General features: G+C 71.9%; 8 protein-coding genes. All 8 read left to right on the top strand.

The window, feature by feature from the left end:
• The first annotated feature begins 108 nt into the window (after positions 1–108).
• The 8 genes from ACWIHT_RS25415 to ACWIHT_RS25380 all read left to right on the top strand — a co-directional run bounded on the left by ACWIHT_RS25415 (position 109) and on the right by ACWIHT_RS25380 (position 15,859).
• Positions 109–2,514, top strand: a complete 2,406-nt coding sequence (locus ACWIHT_RS25415) for a sodium-translocating pyrophosphatase (RefSeq protein WP_456170530.1) — start codon at positions 109–111, stop codon at positions 2,512–2,514.
• A gap of 219 nt (positions 2,515–2,733) precedes the next feature.
• Positions 2,734–3,330, top strand: a complete 597-nt coding sequence (locus ACWIHT_RS25410) for a small secreted protein (protein ID WP_456170529.1) — start codon at positions 2,734–2,736, stop codon at positions 3,328–3,330.
• 150 nt (positions 3,331–3,480) lie between these two features.
• Positions 3,481–5,001, top strand: a complete 1,521-nt coding sequence (locus tag ACWIHT_RS25405) for a DUF7059 domain-containing protein (RefSeq protein WP_456170527.1) — start codon at positions 3,481–3,483, stop codon at positions 4,999–5,001.
• A 221-nt stretch (positions 5,002–5,222) separates the two neighbouring features.
• Positions 5,223–7,715 (top strand): protein kinase domain-containing protein, encoded by a 2,493-nt coding sequence (locus tag ACWIHT_RS25400; protein ID WP_456170526.1) that lies wholly within the window; start codon positions 5,223–5,225, stop codon positions 7,713–7,715.
• A 96-nt stretch (positions 7,716–7,811) separates the two neighbouring features.
• Complete coding sequence (locus tag ACWIHT_RS25395) at positions 7,812–8,009, top strand: hypothetical protein (RefSeq protein WP_399123155.1); 198 nt, start codon at positions 7,812–7,814, stop codon at positions 8,007–8,009.
• Between the two features lie 248 nt (positions 8,010–8,257).
• Positions 8,258–11,098 (top strand): type I DNA topoisomerase, encoded by a 2,841-nt coding sequence (topA, locus tag ACWIHT_RS25390; RefSeq protein WP_456170525.1) that lies wholly within the window; start codon positions 8,258–8,260, stop codon positions 11,096–11,098.
• A gap of 145 nt (positions 11,099–11,243) precedes the next feature.
• Positions 11,244–14,525, top strand: coding sequence for a dTMP kinase (tmk, locus tag ACWIHT_RS25385; RefSeq protein ID WP_456170524.1), 3,282 nt, complete (start codon positions 11,244–11,246; stop codon positions 14,523–14,525).
• Between the two features lie 128 nt (positions 14,526–14,653).
• Positions 14,654–15,859, top strand: a complete 1,206-nt coding sequence (locus ACWIHT_RS25380; RefSeq protein WP_456170523.1) for a DNA polymerase III subunit delta' — start codon at positions 14,654–14,656, stop codon at positions 15,857–15,859.
• Positions 15,860–15,880: the final 21 nt, after the last annotated feature.

The raw sequence follows: 15,880 nt of genomic DNA, 5'->3' as shown, positions 1-15,880 counted from the left end.
CATTACTATGCGAAGGCCAATTCCGTTTGCCGCGCACTGTTTTGATCAGGTTCCGGTACCTACAATCCGTCCACATCTTGAGCTCAGCACAGGCGTCAAGGAGGACGAATGGCGGGGCTTTCTACCCCTCAGCAGTTTGACCACCCCACAACCTTCGCAGCCGCGGTCCTGACCCACGACAACCGCATCCTCGTGATGGTGATCGGCCTCGTGGCGCTGGCAGCGCTCGTGGTCGCGGGCATCCTGGTCCGCCAGGTGCTCGCCGCCGGCGAGGGCACGGACAGCATGAAGAAGATCGCGGCAGCGGTCCAGGAGGGCGCGAACGCCTATCTGGGACGGCAGTTGCGCACGGTCGGCGTATTCGCCGTGATCGTTTTCTTCCTGCTTCTGCTGCTGCCCGCGGACGACTGGAATCAGCGCGCCGGACGATCGATCTTCTTCCTGATCGGCGCGGTGTTCTCGGCGACCACCGGCTATATCGGTATGTGGCTCGCCGTACGCAGTAATGTCCGTGTCGCCGCGGCGGCCCGGGAAGCGACTCCCGCGGAAGGTGAGCCCGAAAAGGATCTCACCGCCGTCTCGCACAAAGCCATGAAGATCGCTTTCCGCACGGGCGGCGTCGTCGGCATGTTCACGGTGGGGCTCGGTCTGCTCGGCGCCTCCTGCGTGGTGCTGGTGTATGCGGCCGACGCGCCGAAGGTGCTGGAGGGATTCGGCCTCGGTGCCGCCCTCATCGCCATGTTCATGAGGGTCGGCGGCGGCATCTTCACCAAGGCCGCCGACGTCGGCGCCGACCTGGTCGGCAAGGTCGAGAAGGGCATCCCGGAGGACGACCCGCGCAACGCGGCGACGATCGCCGACAACGTGGGCGACAACGTCGGCGACTGCGCGGGCATGGCGGCCGACCTCTTCGAGTCGTACGCCGTGACGCTGGTCGCCGCGCTGATCCTCGGCAAGGCGGCCTTCGGCGACTCCGGACTGGCCTTCCCGCTGCTCGTGCCGGCGATCGGTGTGATCACCGCCATGATCGGCATCTTCGCGGTGGCGCCACGCCGGACCGACCGCAGCGGCATGTCCGCGATCAACCGGGGTTTCTTCATCTCCGCGGTGATCTCGCTCGTGCTGGTGGCGGTCGCGGTCTTCGTCTATCTGCCGTCGTCGTACGCCGACCTCGACGGCGTCACCGACGCGGCGATCAAGGTCAAGGACGGCGATCCGCGGATCCTCGCGCTCGTCGCCGTGGCCATCGGCATCGTGCTCGCCGCCCTGATCCAGCAGCTGACCGGCTACTTCACGGAGACGAACCGCCGTCCCGTGATGGACATCGGCAAGACCTCGCTCACCGGCCCGGCCACCGTCATCCTCGCGGGCATCTCCCTCGGCCTCGAATCGGCCGTCTACACCGCCCTGTTGATCGGTCTCGCCGTCTACGGGGCGTTCCTGCTCGGCGGCGCCTCGATCATGCTGGCGCTGTTCGCGGTGGCGCTGGCCGGCACCGGACTGCTCACCACGGTCGGTGTGATCGTCGCCATGGACACCTTCGGGCCGGTCTCCGACAACGCGCAGGGCATCGCGGAGATGTCCGGCGACGTCGAGGGCGCGGGCGCGCAGGTGCTCACCAACCTGGACGCGGTGGGCAACACCACCAAGGCCATCACGAAGGGCATCGCCATCGCCACCGCCGTCCTGGCGGCGTCGGCGCTCTTCGGGTCGTACCGGGACGCCATCCTCACCGCCGCCAACGACGTCGGCGAGAAGGTCTCGGGACCGGGCGCGCCGCTCAACCTGATGATGGACATCTCCCAGCCCAACAACCTGGTGGGCCTCATCGTCGGCGCCGCGGTCGTCTTCCTCTTCTCGGGGCTCGCGATCAACGCGGTCTCGCGGTCCGCCGGGGCCGTGGTCTACGAGGTGCGGCGGCAGTTCCGCGAGCACCCCGGGATCATGGACTACACCGAGACACCGGAGTACGGGCGCGTCGTCGACATCTGCACCAAGGACGCGCTGCGCGAACTGGCCACACCGGGCCTGCTCGCGGTCCTCACGCCGATCGCGGTCGGGTTCACGCTAGGAGTCGGCGCGCTCGGCTCGTTCCTCGCGGGCGCCATCGGCACCGGCACGCTGATGGCGGTCTTCCTGGCGAACTCGGGCGGTGCCTGGGACAACGCGAAGAAACTCGTCGAGGACGGCAACCACGGCGGCAAGGGCAGCGAGGCCCACGCCGCCACGGTGATCGGCGACACGGTCGGCGACCCGTTCAAGGACACGGCCGGTCCGGCGATCAACCCGCTGCTGAAGGTGATGAACCTCGTCGCGCTGCTCATCGCGCCCGCGGTCATCAAGTTCAGCTACGGCGACGACAAGAACACCGGGGCGCGCATCACGATCGCGGTGCTCGCGTTCCTGGTGATCGCCGCCTCGGTGTACATCTCCAAGCGGCGCGGGATCGCCGTGGGGGACGAGGACGACGCCGAGCGGGTGACCAAGAAGGCGGACCCCGCGGTGGTTTCGTAGGCGGTCCTACGGGGCCCGGTTCGGGGGGTCTTGGGAGGTCCCGCTCAACCGGCGGGCGGGCGGCGCGAGTTGTGGGCGCCGCCCGCCCGTTCTGTGTGTGTTCAGGGCCTCGCCGTGAGCCTTCTCTCGCTTGGTGCAAATGGTCCCAAAAGCGTTCCTGTCGGTCATCGGGCTCGGGGGTGCGGCCTGTGCGCCGTGTATGTTCCGGGGCCGAGAGCCATGGAAGGGACCAATCCGGTGAACAAGAAGCTCGCGGCCGCACTGTCCGGCGGTGCGGTACTGGTACTGGCGCTGTCGGGATGCGGCGGCAGCGGTGACGACACGGACGCCAAGCTGGACGCCTGGGCCAAGCAGGTCTGCGTCGCGGTGCAGCCGCAGGCGAAGAAGATCGAGGCCGCCAACACGGCGATCCAGAAGGAGACCTCGGACAACAGCACCCCGGAACAGGTCCGGCAGACCGACTCACAGGCCTTCCAGGACATGTCCGACGCCTACAAGGCGATCGGGGCCGCCGTGAACAGCGCCGGGGCGCCGGACGTCGACAGCGGCGCGACGAAGCAGCAGAACGCCGTCAAGGAGCTCAACGACATCTCCGCGTCGTACGCCGCCCTGAAGAAGCAGGTCGACGGACTCGACGTCAAGGACCAGGCGAAGTTCGCGGACGGCCTCAAGGGCATCGCGACCTCGCTGGACAAGCTCAGCACCAGTGGGAACGACGCCCTGAAGACCCTCGAAGAGGGCGACGTCGGCAAGGCGATGACCAAGCAGGAGGCCTGCAAGTCGGCGTCCGCGTCGGCCTCGACCGGGACCACCTGATCCCGCCCGGGGCTTTCTGACCTCGCCCGGTGAACGGCGCCTCCTGTAGGCAGCGATCTTTCAGTGACTGAAAGATGCCCCGGTACGCGTGCGTGCCGGGGCCTTCGCACGCGCGGGCACGTTGTCGGCGGGAGCGGCCACAATGGGGGCGTGAGTAACTCCACCCTGCCCACGCTGCCCGCATCCGACCGCCCGGAGGTCGCCGCCCGGCTCCGGGACGCCCTGCTCGGCGCCTCCTTCACCGCCGACGGACTGCTCGACCTGCTCGGCGCCCCCGCGTACGCGGCGCTGGCCCGCAGCGAGACCGTGCCGGCCCTCCGCGCGACCCGGGGCGACACCCCGTTGGAGACCCTGGTCCGCCTGTTCCTGCTCCAGCAGCCCGTGCCGCACGCACGCGTGCGGGACGTCCTGCCCGTCGACGCGTGCGTGGAGGGCGGCTGGCTGACGTCCGTGGGCGCCGACGAGGTCGCCGCGACCGTGGACGTACGGCCCTACGGCGGGCCCGGCGGCGAGGACTGGTTCATCGTGTCCGACCTCGGATGCGCGGTCGGCGGGGCCGGCGGCATCGGCAGCCGGGAGGAAGGCGTCGTCCTCGGGGTGGGCGGCGCGTCCACGACCCTCGCGGGCATCACCGTACGGGCACCGGTGGCCACCGCGCTCGACCTCGGCACCGGGTCCGGCATCCAGGCGCTGCACGCGGCACAGCACGCCACGCGCGTGACGGCCACCGACGTCAACCCGCGCGCCCTGCACATCACCGCGCTCACCCTGGCGCTCTCCGGCGCACCGGCGGCCGACCTCCGCGAGGGCTCCCTCTTCGACCCGGTCCGCGACGACGAGACGTACGACCTCATCGTGTCGAACCCGCCCTTCGTGATCTCGCCCGGCGCCCGACTGACCTACCGCGACGGCGGGATGGGCGGGGACGATCTGTGCCGGTCGCTCGTTCAGGAAGCGGGGGACCGACTGCGCGAGGGCGGATTCGCGCAGTTCCTCGCCAACTGGCAGCACGTGGAGGGGGAGGACTGGCAGGACAGGCTCAGGTCGTGGGTGCCGCGCGGCTGCGACGCGTGGATCGTGCAGCGCGAGGTCCAGGACGTCACGCAGTACGCCGAGTTGTGGCTCAGGGACGCCGGCGACCACCGGGGCGACCCGGCCGCGTACGAGGCGCTCTACGACGCGTGGCTCGACGAGTTCGAGGCGCGCAAGGTCAAGGGCGTCGGCTTCGGCTGGATCACGCTGCGCAGGACGGATTCTGACGCACCCTCGATCACCGTCGAGGAGTGGCCGCACTCGATCGAGCAGCCGCTCGGCGACACCGTGCGCGCGCACTTCGACCGCGTCGACCGGCTGCGCGCCCTCGACGACGCGGCCCTGCTCGCCGCCCACTTCAGGCTCGCCGCCGAGGTCATCCAGGAACAGGTGGGTCTGCCCGGCGCCGAGGACCCCGAGCACGTCGTGCTGCGTCAGCACCGCGGGATGCGCCGGGCGACCAAGGTCGACACCGTCGGCGCGGGCTTCGCCGGCGTCTGCGACGGCAGCCTGAGCGCGGGCCGCATCCTCGACGCGATCGCCCAACTCGTGGGCGAGGACCCGGTCCTGCTCCGCGACCGGACGCCCGCGCAGATCCGGCTGTTGGTGGAACAGGGGTTCCTGGAACCCGTCGACTGACCGCCCCCGGCGGCCGGTTCGCCGATCGTCCCGCCTCGCGCCGCGCCCGCGCCTGTCACGCCTGAGGCCTGTCCGCACCACTGGGCCGCCTGTGTCCCCGCCCGGCGGGATCGGTGGGATTGGTACGGAAAGGCCCTCTTGTCAGTGGCGGGTGCGAGGCTACCTTCGGAGACAGGTTCCACGCGTCCTCGGGGGAGGCGCGCCGTCTCGGGGGAGGCGTGATGGCCGGGGATACACCGGAGCAGGGTGAAGGCAGGATCGTCAACGGACGCTACCGACTGCTGCGCACGCTCGGCGCGGGCGGGATGGGCCGCGTATGGCTCGCGTACGACGAGGAGTTGGCCTGCGAGGTCGCCATCAAGGAGATCTCGCTGCCGGACGTCCCGAGGGACGCGAGCGAGCCCGCGCACCGCATCGCGCGGGCCCGCAGCGAGGCCCGGCACGCCGCCCGGCTGCGCGGCCACCCGCATGTGGCGACCGTGCACGACGTGGTGATCCACGAGGGCCTGCCCTGGATCGTCATGGAGTACGTCCCCGACGGCGTCGACCTCCAGGCGGTCGTCCGCCGCTCCGGGCCGCTGCCGCCCGCACAGGTCGCCCGTATCGGCCTCGCCGTCCTCGACGCGCTCACCGCCGGACACCGCATCGGCATCCTGCACCGGGATGTGAAACCGGCCAACATCCTTCTGGCGCCGAACGCTTCGGGCGATCCCTACGCGCGCGTGCTGCTCACCGACTACGGCATCGCGCTCCAGCCCGAGTCCCGTGAACCCCGCCTCACCGCCACCGCCGGCATCCTCGGCACACCCGGTTACCTCGCTCCGGAGCGGGCCCGCGGCGAGCCGCCCACTCCGGCCGCCGACCTGTTCTCCCTGGGCGCCACGCTGTACGCCGCCGTCGAGGGCCGCGGCCCCTTCGACCGCCACGGCGACTACGCGACCCTCACGGCCCTGCTCGGCGAGGAGCCCGCGCCCGCCGTCCGCGCGGGCGAACTGGCGCCTGTGCTCCAGGGGTTGCTCGTCAAGGACCCGGTACTGAGGTCGACACCGGAGACGGCGGCACACGGCCTGGAGCGGGTCGCGCTGTCGGCCGGTCCGGTACCGGGGCACACACCGGTGCCGGAGGGTTTCGGCCCAGCACCGGTCGGCTGGTCCACCCCCGAACGACCGCCGGGCAACGCCGACTTCGGGCCTGCGGCCAACGCCGACTTCGGTCCGCCGGGCCACGTCCCTGGCGGACCTCGGGGTCACGTCCCCGGCGGAGCCCAGGGTCACGCCCCTGGCGGACCTCAGGGCCAGTTCCAGGGCGGGCCTGCGGGCCAGTTCCAGGGTGAGCCTCCGGGGCAAGTCCAGGGCGGGCCGCCCGGATACGTCGTGGGCGGTGGTCCCTACGGCCCCCGGACCCCGGGAGGCGGTGGCCCCGGGGCCACCCATCAGAGCCCCGCGCCGTACGGTGACCGGTCCGCGGCCGCCCTCGGGGGCTACACGCCCGCGGGCCGGCCCACTCCGGGCACCCCGAACACCCCGGGCGGCCCCCAGACCCCGGGTGCGCCGCCCACCCCCAACACCCCCAACACGCCGAACACTCCGGGCGGCCCCGCGTCGCCGTACGCCCCGCAGGGGCAGGCCGGTTCGGGTGGGGCGTACGGCCAGTGGAATCCGTACGCGAACAGCCCCACGATGTCCTACCAGGGGGCGTATCCGGGTGCCCGGCAGGAGTCCTACCAGGGCGGCGCGGTGCCGCCGCCGTACGCGGGCGGTCAGGGGCCGACGTATCCGGGCGGCCCGATGCACGCGGCGGGGCCGCCGGGCGGTGGGCCGCGACGGCGGAAGCCGGTCGCGGCGGTCGTCGCCCTCGTGGTGGCCGTCGCGCTGGTGGTCGCCGGCGGGGTGTGGGCGGTGACCACGCTGACCGGCGGCAAGGACACGGCGGCGACGAAGAAGGCGTCCCCTTCCGCGTCGTCCTCCGTGTCGTCGCCGGCGGGCTCCGAGTATCCGTACGGCCAGGAGGTCGGTCTCAAGAGGGCGCTACAGACCGGCGATTGCGTGCACGCGGTGTGGACCGGGACGGCGTTCCGGTCGCTGCCCAACCTCGGGGTGGTGAGCTGCGCGCACGACGTTCCGGACGGCCAGGTGATGGCGGTCGACACGGCGAGCGACTTCGCCGACGCCCGCGACCACGGGGCCGAGCGGTGCGCGGGCAAGGCGAAGGCGGCGGCCGACTCCCTGGCCGACGCGGACGTCTACGCCCTCACGCCGACACAGGCGGGCTTCGGGGCGGCCGGGGGCGGTACGGCGTGTCTCGTACTCGGCCGTCATGTGCCGATAGGCGGCGAGATAGGGCGCTTCAGGGACACCGGGGCGAACGTGTGGACCACCGAGATGAGCGTCGGCGACTGCTGGCTGTACGTCGACCACAAGACGTACTTCACCGCGACCCTGACCGACTGCGCCGACGAGCACACCGACCAGGTGATCGGTTTTGTGACGGCTCCGAAGACGATGGCGTTCGAGGAGGCGCTTCAGCAGGGGAACAAGCTGTGCGGCAACAAGTTCGAGTCGACTTGGGCGCCCGGAAGCGACCGGTCCGTCTACGGATATCTGTCCGACGAGAACAACTGGAAGGCCGGATTCAACTCGGTCGTGTGCACCGTGGGCCAGGCGGACCACTCCAGGACGACCGGGGCGATATCGTCCTCGGGCACGGCCGCCTGAGGGCTGTGCGCCGGGAATTCACCGGGGGTTGGCCCGCCCGTCGCCCACGGCTGCCAGCCTCCCGGACCGGGGTATCCGGGTCGGGAGGGGACACGCATGGAGAGCGGGCCGGCGATCTTCGCGGGGTTGGTGTTCGCCCTGTTCGGAGGCGCGCTGCTGCTGTGGACCGTGGTGCGGGTGCGGCACCGCGAACCCGTCGCCCAGGGTGTGAACCCGGTCGCATCGGCGACCCTCGCGGGCGTCGTGGCACTCGCCGCGCTCCTCCTCGGAACCTGGTGCTTCCTGCACGTCTGAGCACCGCGGCCCGGCCGGAGCGCGGGTAACCGGGGGATCACCCTCCGGATCGCCCCGAAAAGGCCGGTGGGGACTCCGGGCGGCAGGAATGGCGGTAGTCGGGTTACCGTTCGAGTGGCCGTTGCGGGCTTTTCCCGTTTGACACGGGGGCGGGATGTACCGTCACACTCCGCAGCGTCACCATGACCCGACCCCGGGCCGAGCGGCTTCGGGGGAGGCCCCAGCGTCGACCGGAGAGAAGAGCGAAGTTGTCCCCGACCAGCGAGACCGCACACGGCGGCCGCCGACTCGTCATCGTCGAGTCCCCTGCCAAGGCGAAGACGATCAAGGGCTACCTCGGCCCCGGATATGTCGTCGAGGCGAGCGTCGGGCACATCCGCGACCTTCCCAACGGCGCCGCGGAGGTGCCCGAGCAGTACACCGGCGAGGTGCGCCGCCTCGGTGTGGACGTCGACCACGACTTCGAGCCGATCTATGTGGTCAACGCCGACAAGCGGGCCCAGGTCAAGAAGCTCAAGGACCTCCTCAAGGACTCCGACGAACTCTTCCTCGCCACCGATGAGGACCGCGAGGGCGAGGCCATCGCGTGGCACCTCCTCGAAGTCCTGAAGCCCAAGGTCCCGGTCAAGCGCATGGTGTTCCACGAGATCACCAAGGACGCGATCCGCGCCGCCGTCGCCAACCCGCGCGACCTCAACCAGCCCCTGGTCGACGCCCAGGAGACCCGCCGCATCCTCGACCGCCTCTACGGCTACGAGGTCTCGCCGGTCCTCTGGAAGAAGGTCATGCCGCGCCTGTCGGCCGGCCGTGTGCAGTCCGTCGCCACCCGGCTCGTGGTGGAGCGGGAGCGCGAGCGCATCGCGTTCCGTTCCGCCGAGTACTGGGACCTGACCGGCACCTTCGGGACCGGCCGGGCAGGTGACGCGAGCGACCCGTCGTCGCTCGTCGCCCGCCTCCAGGCCGTCGACGGCAAGCGGGTCGCCCAGGGCCGCGACTTCGACTCCCTGGGGCAGATCAAGAGCGCGAACACCCTCCACCTGGACGAGGACAACGCCCGCGCGCTGGCCGCCGCCCTGGAGAACACCGACTTCGCCGTCCGGTCCGTCGAGTCGAAGCCGTATCGACGTTCGCCGTACGCCCCGTTCCGTACGACGACCCTCCAGCAGGAGGCCAGCCGCAAGCTCGGTTTCGGCGCGAAGGCCACCATGCAGGTCGCGCAGAAGCTGTACGAGAACGGCTACATCACCTACATGCGTACGGACTCCACGACCCTGAGCGACACGGCGGTCAAGGCCGCCCGCGCCCAGGTGACGCAGCTGTACGGCGCCGACTACCTGCCGGCCCAGCCGCGCGTGTACGCCGGGAAGGTCAAGAACGCGCAGGAGGCGCACGAGGCGATCCGCCCCTCGGGTGATCGTTTCCGCACGCCCGCCGAGACCGGCCTGACCGGCGACCAGTTCCGGCTCTACGAGCTGATCTGGAAGCGGACCGTCGCCTCCCAGATGAAGGACGCGGTCGGCAACTCCGTCACCGTGAAGATCGCGGGCACCTCCTCCGACGGCCGGGACGTCGAGTTCAGCGCCTCCGGCAAGACGATCACCTTCCACGGCTTCCTGAAGGCCTACGTGGAGGGCGCCGACGACCCGAACGCCGAGCTGGACGACCGCGAGCGCAGGCTGCCCCAGGTCGCCGAGGGCGACGCGCTCAGCGTCGAGGAGATCACGGTCGACGGGCACGCCACCAAGCCCCCGGCCCGCTACACCGAGGCCAGCCTCGTCAAGGAGCTCGAAGAGCGAGAGATCGGCCGCCCGTCGACGTACGCGTCGATCATCGGCACGATCCTCGACCGCGGCTACGTCTTCAAGAAGGGCACGGCACTCGTCCCGTCCTTCCTGTCCTTCGCCGTGGTCAACCTCCTGGAGAAGCACTTCGGGCGGCTCGTCGACTACAGCTTCACCGCCAAGATGGAGGACGACCTCGACCGCATCGCCAGCGGCGAGGCCCAGGCCGTGCCGTGGCTGCGCCGCTTCTACTTCGGCGAGGGCGAGGCGACGGGCGCCGCCGAGGCCGGCAACGGCGACGGCGACCACCTGGGCGGCCTCAAGGAACTCGTCACCGACCTGGGCGCCATCGACGCCCGCGAGGTGTCGTCCTTCCCGGTCGGCAACGACATCATGCTGCGCGTCGGCCGCTACGGCCCCTACGTGGAGCGCGGCGAGAAGGACTCCGAGAACCACCAGCGCGCCGACGTCCCCGAGGACCTGGCCCCGGACGAGCTGAGCGTCGAGCACGCCGAGGAACTGCTCGCCAAGCCGAGCGGCGACTTCGAGCTGGGCGCCGACCCGGAGTCCGGCCACCAGATCATCGCCCGCGACGGCCGCTACGGCCCGTACGTCACCGAGGTGCTCCCCGAGGGCACTCCGAAGACCGGCAAGAACGCCGTCAAGCCGCGTACGGCCTCGCTGTTCAAGTCGATGACCCTCGACACGGTGACGCTCGCCGACGCCCTCAAGCTGATGTCGCTGCCGCGCGTCGTCGGCAAGGACGCCGAGGGCGTCGAGATCACCGCGCAGAACGGGCGCTACGGGCCGTACCTGAAGAAGGGCACGGACTCCCGCTCGCTCACGGCCGAGGACCAGCTCTTCACGATCACCCTCGAAGAGGCGCTGGAGATCTACTCCCAGCCCAAGCAGCGCGGCCGGGCCGCCGCCAAGCCGCCGCTGAAGGAACTGGGCACCGACCCGGTCAGCGAGAAGCCCGTCGTCGTCAAGGACGGCCGTTTCGGGCCGTACGTCACCGACGGCGAGACCAACGCGACCCTCCGGTCCGGCGACAGCGTCGAGGAGATCACCCCGGAGCGCGGCTACGAGCTGCTCGCCGAGAAGCGGGCCAAGTCGCCCGCCAAGAAGACGGCGAAGAAGGCCCCGGCGAAGAAGACGGCGGCCAAGAAGGCGCCCGCCAAGAAGACGACGACGGCCAAGAAGACCGTCGCCAAGAAGACCACCACGGCCGCGAAGAAGACCACCACGGCCGCCAAGACGGCGACGGCCAAGAAGACGGCCACCTCCAAGGTGACGTCCGAGGACTGACAGGCTGCCGCCGCGGTTTGAGGCGCGCACGCTTCCTGCACCGCAAGGTCTCGAAACGAACGCCCCGGCATCACTTTGGTGTCGGGGTGTGCGCAGGTCCGGGCGGGCGCGGCTCGATGTCGGTGGCTGCCGATAGGCTGAAAGCATGACGCCAGCCGAGCAGCCAACGGCCCACCAGCCGGCCCCCGACGACGCCCTTGTCGCGGACTCCCGCGAGCGTGCCGTCCGCGCCCTGCTGCGCCGGCCGCAGCTCAAGCGGTTGTGGAGCGCGCAGTTGGTGACGGGTGTCGGTGACACCCTCGCCCTGCTGGTCCTGGTCGTGCTCGCCCTCCAATCGGCCATCGCCCAGGGCTCGTTCGGCGGTGGCTATCGGGGTGTGGCGTTCGCGGTGGCGGCCGTCTTCGGGGCGCGCATCCTGGCGACACTGCTCTTCGGGGCGGTGCTCCTCGGCCCGCTCACCTCGCTCACCGCGCAGGACGGCCCCCTCGACCGGCGCTGGACCATGGTCGGCGCGGACGGTCTGCGGGCCGCGCTGCTGATCGTTGCCCCCCTGTGGATCGACTGGACTCCGGACAACGCACTGGCCCTGCTCCTGGTGACCGCCTTCGTCGTCGGAGTCGCCGAGCGCTTCTGGACGGTGTGCCGCGAGAGCGCCGCCCCCGCCCTGCTTCCGGCCCCGCCCCCGGAGGGCGCCACGGTCCGGCCCCTGCCCGACCACATGGACGCCCTACGACGGCTGTCGCTGCGCACGAGCTTCGTCGCGATCCCCCTCGCCGCCGCCGCCCTCGTCGTGGCCGCGCTGCTCAACAACCTGCTGGGCACGGGCGTCGCCTGGTTCGCCCAGCACCAGGCCGCCCTCGGTTCGTACGTCGCCGCCGGACTGTTCGCCGCGTCCCTCTCCGTGCTGACCGCCCTGGAACTGCCCGGAATCCGCACCCCACGCGCGCGGTCGCCGCTCGAAGGACTGCGCCGCCCCAGGACGGGCAGCGGCGTCGACAAGGGCCGTACGGGCGCGATCGCGCTGCTCGTGGTCGCCTGCGCGGCCGTCGCCGGGGCGATCTCCGCCGCCGTCGCCGTGTCCGTCCTCCAGGCCAAGGACCTGCACGGCGGTCCCGTGACCTTCGGACTGCTGGTGCTGGGCCTGACCGGCGGGGTCGTGGTCGGCATCCGTACGGCGCCCGCCCTGCTGCCCACGCTGTCCCGGCGCCGCCTGCTGACGCTCGCGATCGCCTTCACCGGTATCGCGTTGCTCGCCGCAGGACTGGTCCCGGACGTCACCACCGTGCTGCTGATCGTCACCCTGGCCGGCATCGGCGCGGGCGTGGCCGCCAACACCGGGCACACCCTCCTCGACCAGGAGGCCGAGGACTACCGCAGGGCCCGCACGACCGAGCACCTGCACGCGGTCGTCCGGGTCTCCGTGGCGCTCGGCGCGCTGATCGCCCCCCTGGTGGCCGCGCTGATCGGCCCGCACCGCCTGGAGAACGGCAAGTTCGTGTTCGCGCACGGCGGTGCCGCGTTCACGCTGATGCTGGTCGGCGCACTGCTGCTGCCGGTCGCCGCCCTGGTGCTGGCCAAGGTCGACGACCGCTCCGGCGTACCGCTGCGGCACGACCTGCGGGACGCGCTGCTCGGCGGGGACGACCCCGACACCGTGCCCGCGACCACCGGCTTCTTCATCGCCCTGGAGGGCGGCGACGGCGCCGGGAAGTCCACCCAGGCCGAAGCCCTCGCCGAGTGGATAAGGGGCAAGGGCCACGAGGTCGTACTGACCCGCGAGCCCGGGGCGACCCCGGTCGGCAAGCGGCTGCGGTCGATCCTGCTCGACGTGTCGTCGGCGGGACTGTCCCACCGCGCGGAGGCCCTGCTGTACGCCGCCGACCGCGCGGAGCACGTCGACACCGTCGTACGGCCCGCCCTGGAGCGCGGCGCGGTCGTCATCTCCGACCGCTACATCGACTCGTCCGTCGCCTACCAGGGCGCGGGCCGGGACCTCTCCCCGACCGAGATCGCCCGCATCAACCGGTGGGCCACCGACGGACTCGTCCCACACATGACCGTCCTGCTGGACGTCGACCCGGAGACCGCCCGCGAGCGCTTCACCGAGGCCCCGGACCGACTGGAGTCGGAGCCCGCCGAGTTCCACGCGCGCGTACGGTCCGGTTTCCTCACGCTGGCCGCTGCCGACCCCGGCCGCTACCTGGTGGTCGACGCGGGCCAGGAGCCCGAGGCCGTCACCACCGTGATCAGGCACCGCCTCGACACGGTCCTGCCGCTCTCCGAGGCCGAGATCAAGGCCCAGGAGGAGGCGCGCAAGGCCGCGGAGGAGGAGGCCCGACGCAAGGCCGAGGAAGAGGCCGCCCGCAAGGCGGAGGAGGAGCGCCTGGAGCGCGAGCGCCAGGAGCGGCTCGCCCAGCTGCGTGCCGAGGAGGAGGAGCGCAAGCGGCGCGAGCTGGAGGAGGCCCAGCGCCGCGAGGCCGAACGCCAGGCCGAGGAGGCCCGGCAGCGCGCCGAGGACGCACGCAGGCGTGCCGAGGAGGAGAAGGCCCGTCTCCTCGCCGAGGAGGAGGCCCGCGCCGCCGAGGAGACCCGCCGCAGGGCCGAGGCCGACCGGCTGCGCAAGCAGGCCGAGGAGGAGGCCCGGCTGCGCGCCGAGGCCGAGGAGCGGCGCCGCGAGAAGCAGCGCAAGGCTGAGGCGGCACTGCTCGCGGCCGAGGAGGCACGCCGGTTGGCTGCGGAGGCGGCGGCCGCTGCGGAGGTGGCCGCACGGCAGCCGACGGCTCCGCCGGTTCCCGCCGCGCCGGAGGTCAGGTCCGAGGCGTCGACCGTGCAGACACCGTTGGTGAAGGCGCCGGGGGCGGCGGGCGCGGGTACCGGTGGGCGGCCGGCGGACGACACGGCCGTACTGCGGCCGGTGGCTTCCGGATCCGGTTCCGGTTCCCGGGACGAGACGGCCGTACTGCGGTCCGTGTCCGGGGACTCCGGGGCGCCCGACTCCGAGACGACGGCGGAGCTGCCGCAGCCGCCCGCTCCCACGGGGGCCGCGGACGAGACGGCGGTCCTGCCGCCGGTCGGTGCCGCCGAGGAGACGGCCGTGCTGCCGCCGGTCGGTGCCGTCGACGAGACCGCGGTGCTGCCGCCGGTGCGCGACGACGATCCGTCGGGTCGGGTACCCGAAGGGTTCTTCCGCGACGAGCGCCCGGCCGGTCGGGCCGACCGGACCGAGGACCGCACCCGCGAACTGCCCCAGGTCGACGAACAGGGCACCCCCCGACGTCGGCCGCGCCCCGACTGGGCCGAGGAGACTCCGCTGGACGACCTGCCCTCACTGGCCGACGAACTGCTCGGCCCGCACGAGGCCGGCGACTTCGACCAGGACGACGACACGGGTCGCGGGCGGGGCCGCGGCCGGGGGCGCAGAGGCTGACGGCGACGGGCGGGGGCGGCTCCGTACTCCCGCCCCCGGCCCCCGTCGACTGCCCCGGCCCTCGTTGTCAGTGGTGGCCCGCACAATGGATCGCGTAACTCGAAGCGTGACGAAAGGGCCGGTGACCCATGACCGTGTGGGATGACCTGGTGGGTCAGGAGAAGGTGAGCGAGCAGCTCGACGCCGCCGCTCGGGACGCCGACGCCTTCGTCACCGCGGCGACCACCGGCACGCCCCCGCCGGAGGCGTCGAAGATGACCCACGCCTGGCTGTTCACGGGCCCACCCGGCGCGGGACGCAACCAGGCGGCGCGGGCCTTCGCCGCCGCGCTCCAGTGCGTGAGCCCCGACCGCGCGCTCGGCGGCAGCCCCGGCTGCGGCTTCTGCGACGGCTGCCATACGGCGCTGATCGGCACCCACGCCGACGTCACCACCGTCGCCGCCGTGGGCACGCAGATCCTCGCCGACGACATGCGGGACACGGTCCGCAAGTCGTTCACCTCGCCGGCGACCGGCCGCTGGCAGATCATCCTCGTAGAGGACGCCGAGCGGCTGAACGAGAAGTCGGCCAACGCCGTCCTCAAGGCCGTGGAGGAACCCGCCCCCCGCACGGTCTGGCTCCTCTGCGCCCCTTCGATCGAGGACGTCCTCCCCACGATCCGCTCCCGCTGCCGTCACCTGAACCTGACGACGCCCTCCGTGGACGCCGTCGCCGACATGCTCGTACGCCGGGAAGGCATCGAACCGGCCATGGCCGCGGCTGCCGCGCGTGCCACCCAGGGCCATGTCGACCGGGCCCGCCGCCTCGCCACGGACCCGGCCGCGCGCGAGCGCCGGGCCACCGTGCTGAAGCTGCCGCTGCGCGTCGACGACGTCGGTGGCTGCCTCAAGGCCGCACAGGAGCTGGTCGACGCCGCCGCGGAGGACGCCAAGCAGCTGGCCGAGGAGGTGGACGGCAAGGAGACCGAGGAGATGAAGGCGGCGATGGGCGGCGGCCAGGGCAGCCGGATGCCCCGGGGCACCGCGGGCGTGATGAAGGACCTGGAGGACAAGCAGAAGCGCCGGAGAACGCGTACACAGCGCGACAGCCTCGACCTCGCGCTGACCGACCTCACCGCGTTCTACCGTGACGTCCTCGCCCTCCAGCTCGGCTCGCGGGTGGCGATCGCCAACATGGACGCCGAGGACGCCCTGGAGCGGCTGGCCCGCGCCGGTACCCCGGAGTCCACGCTGCGCCGTATCGACGCGATCGTCGCGTGCGGTGAGGCGCTCGACCGGAATGTGGCGCCGCTGCTCGCGGTGGAGGCGATGACCTTGGCGCTCAGAGCGGGCTGATCCTTCGGGCGTGAGGTTGAC

Source organism: Streptomyces sp. NPDC002276 (genome assembly GCF_053891435.1).
Note: the sequence above shows the minus strand (reverse complement) of the source record. Positions and strands in the feature narration are given on the sequence as shown.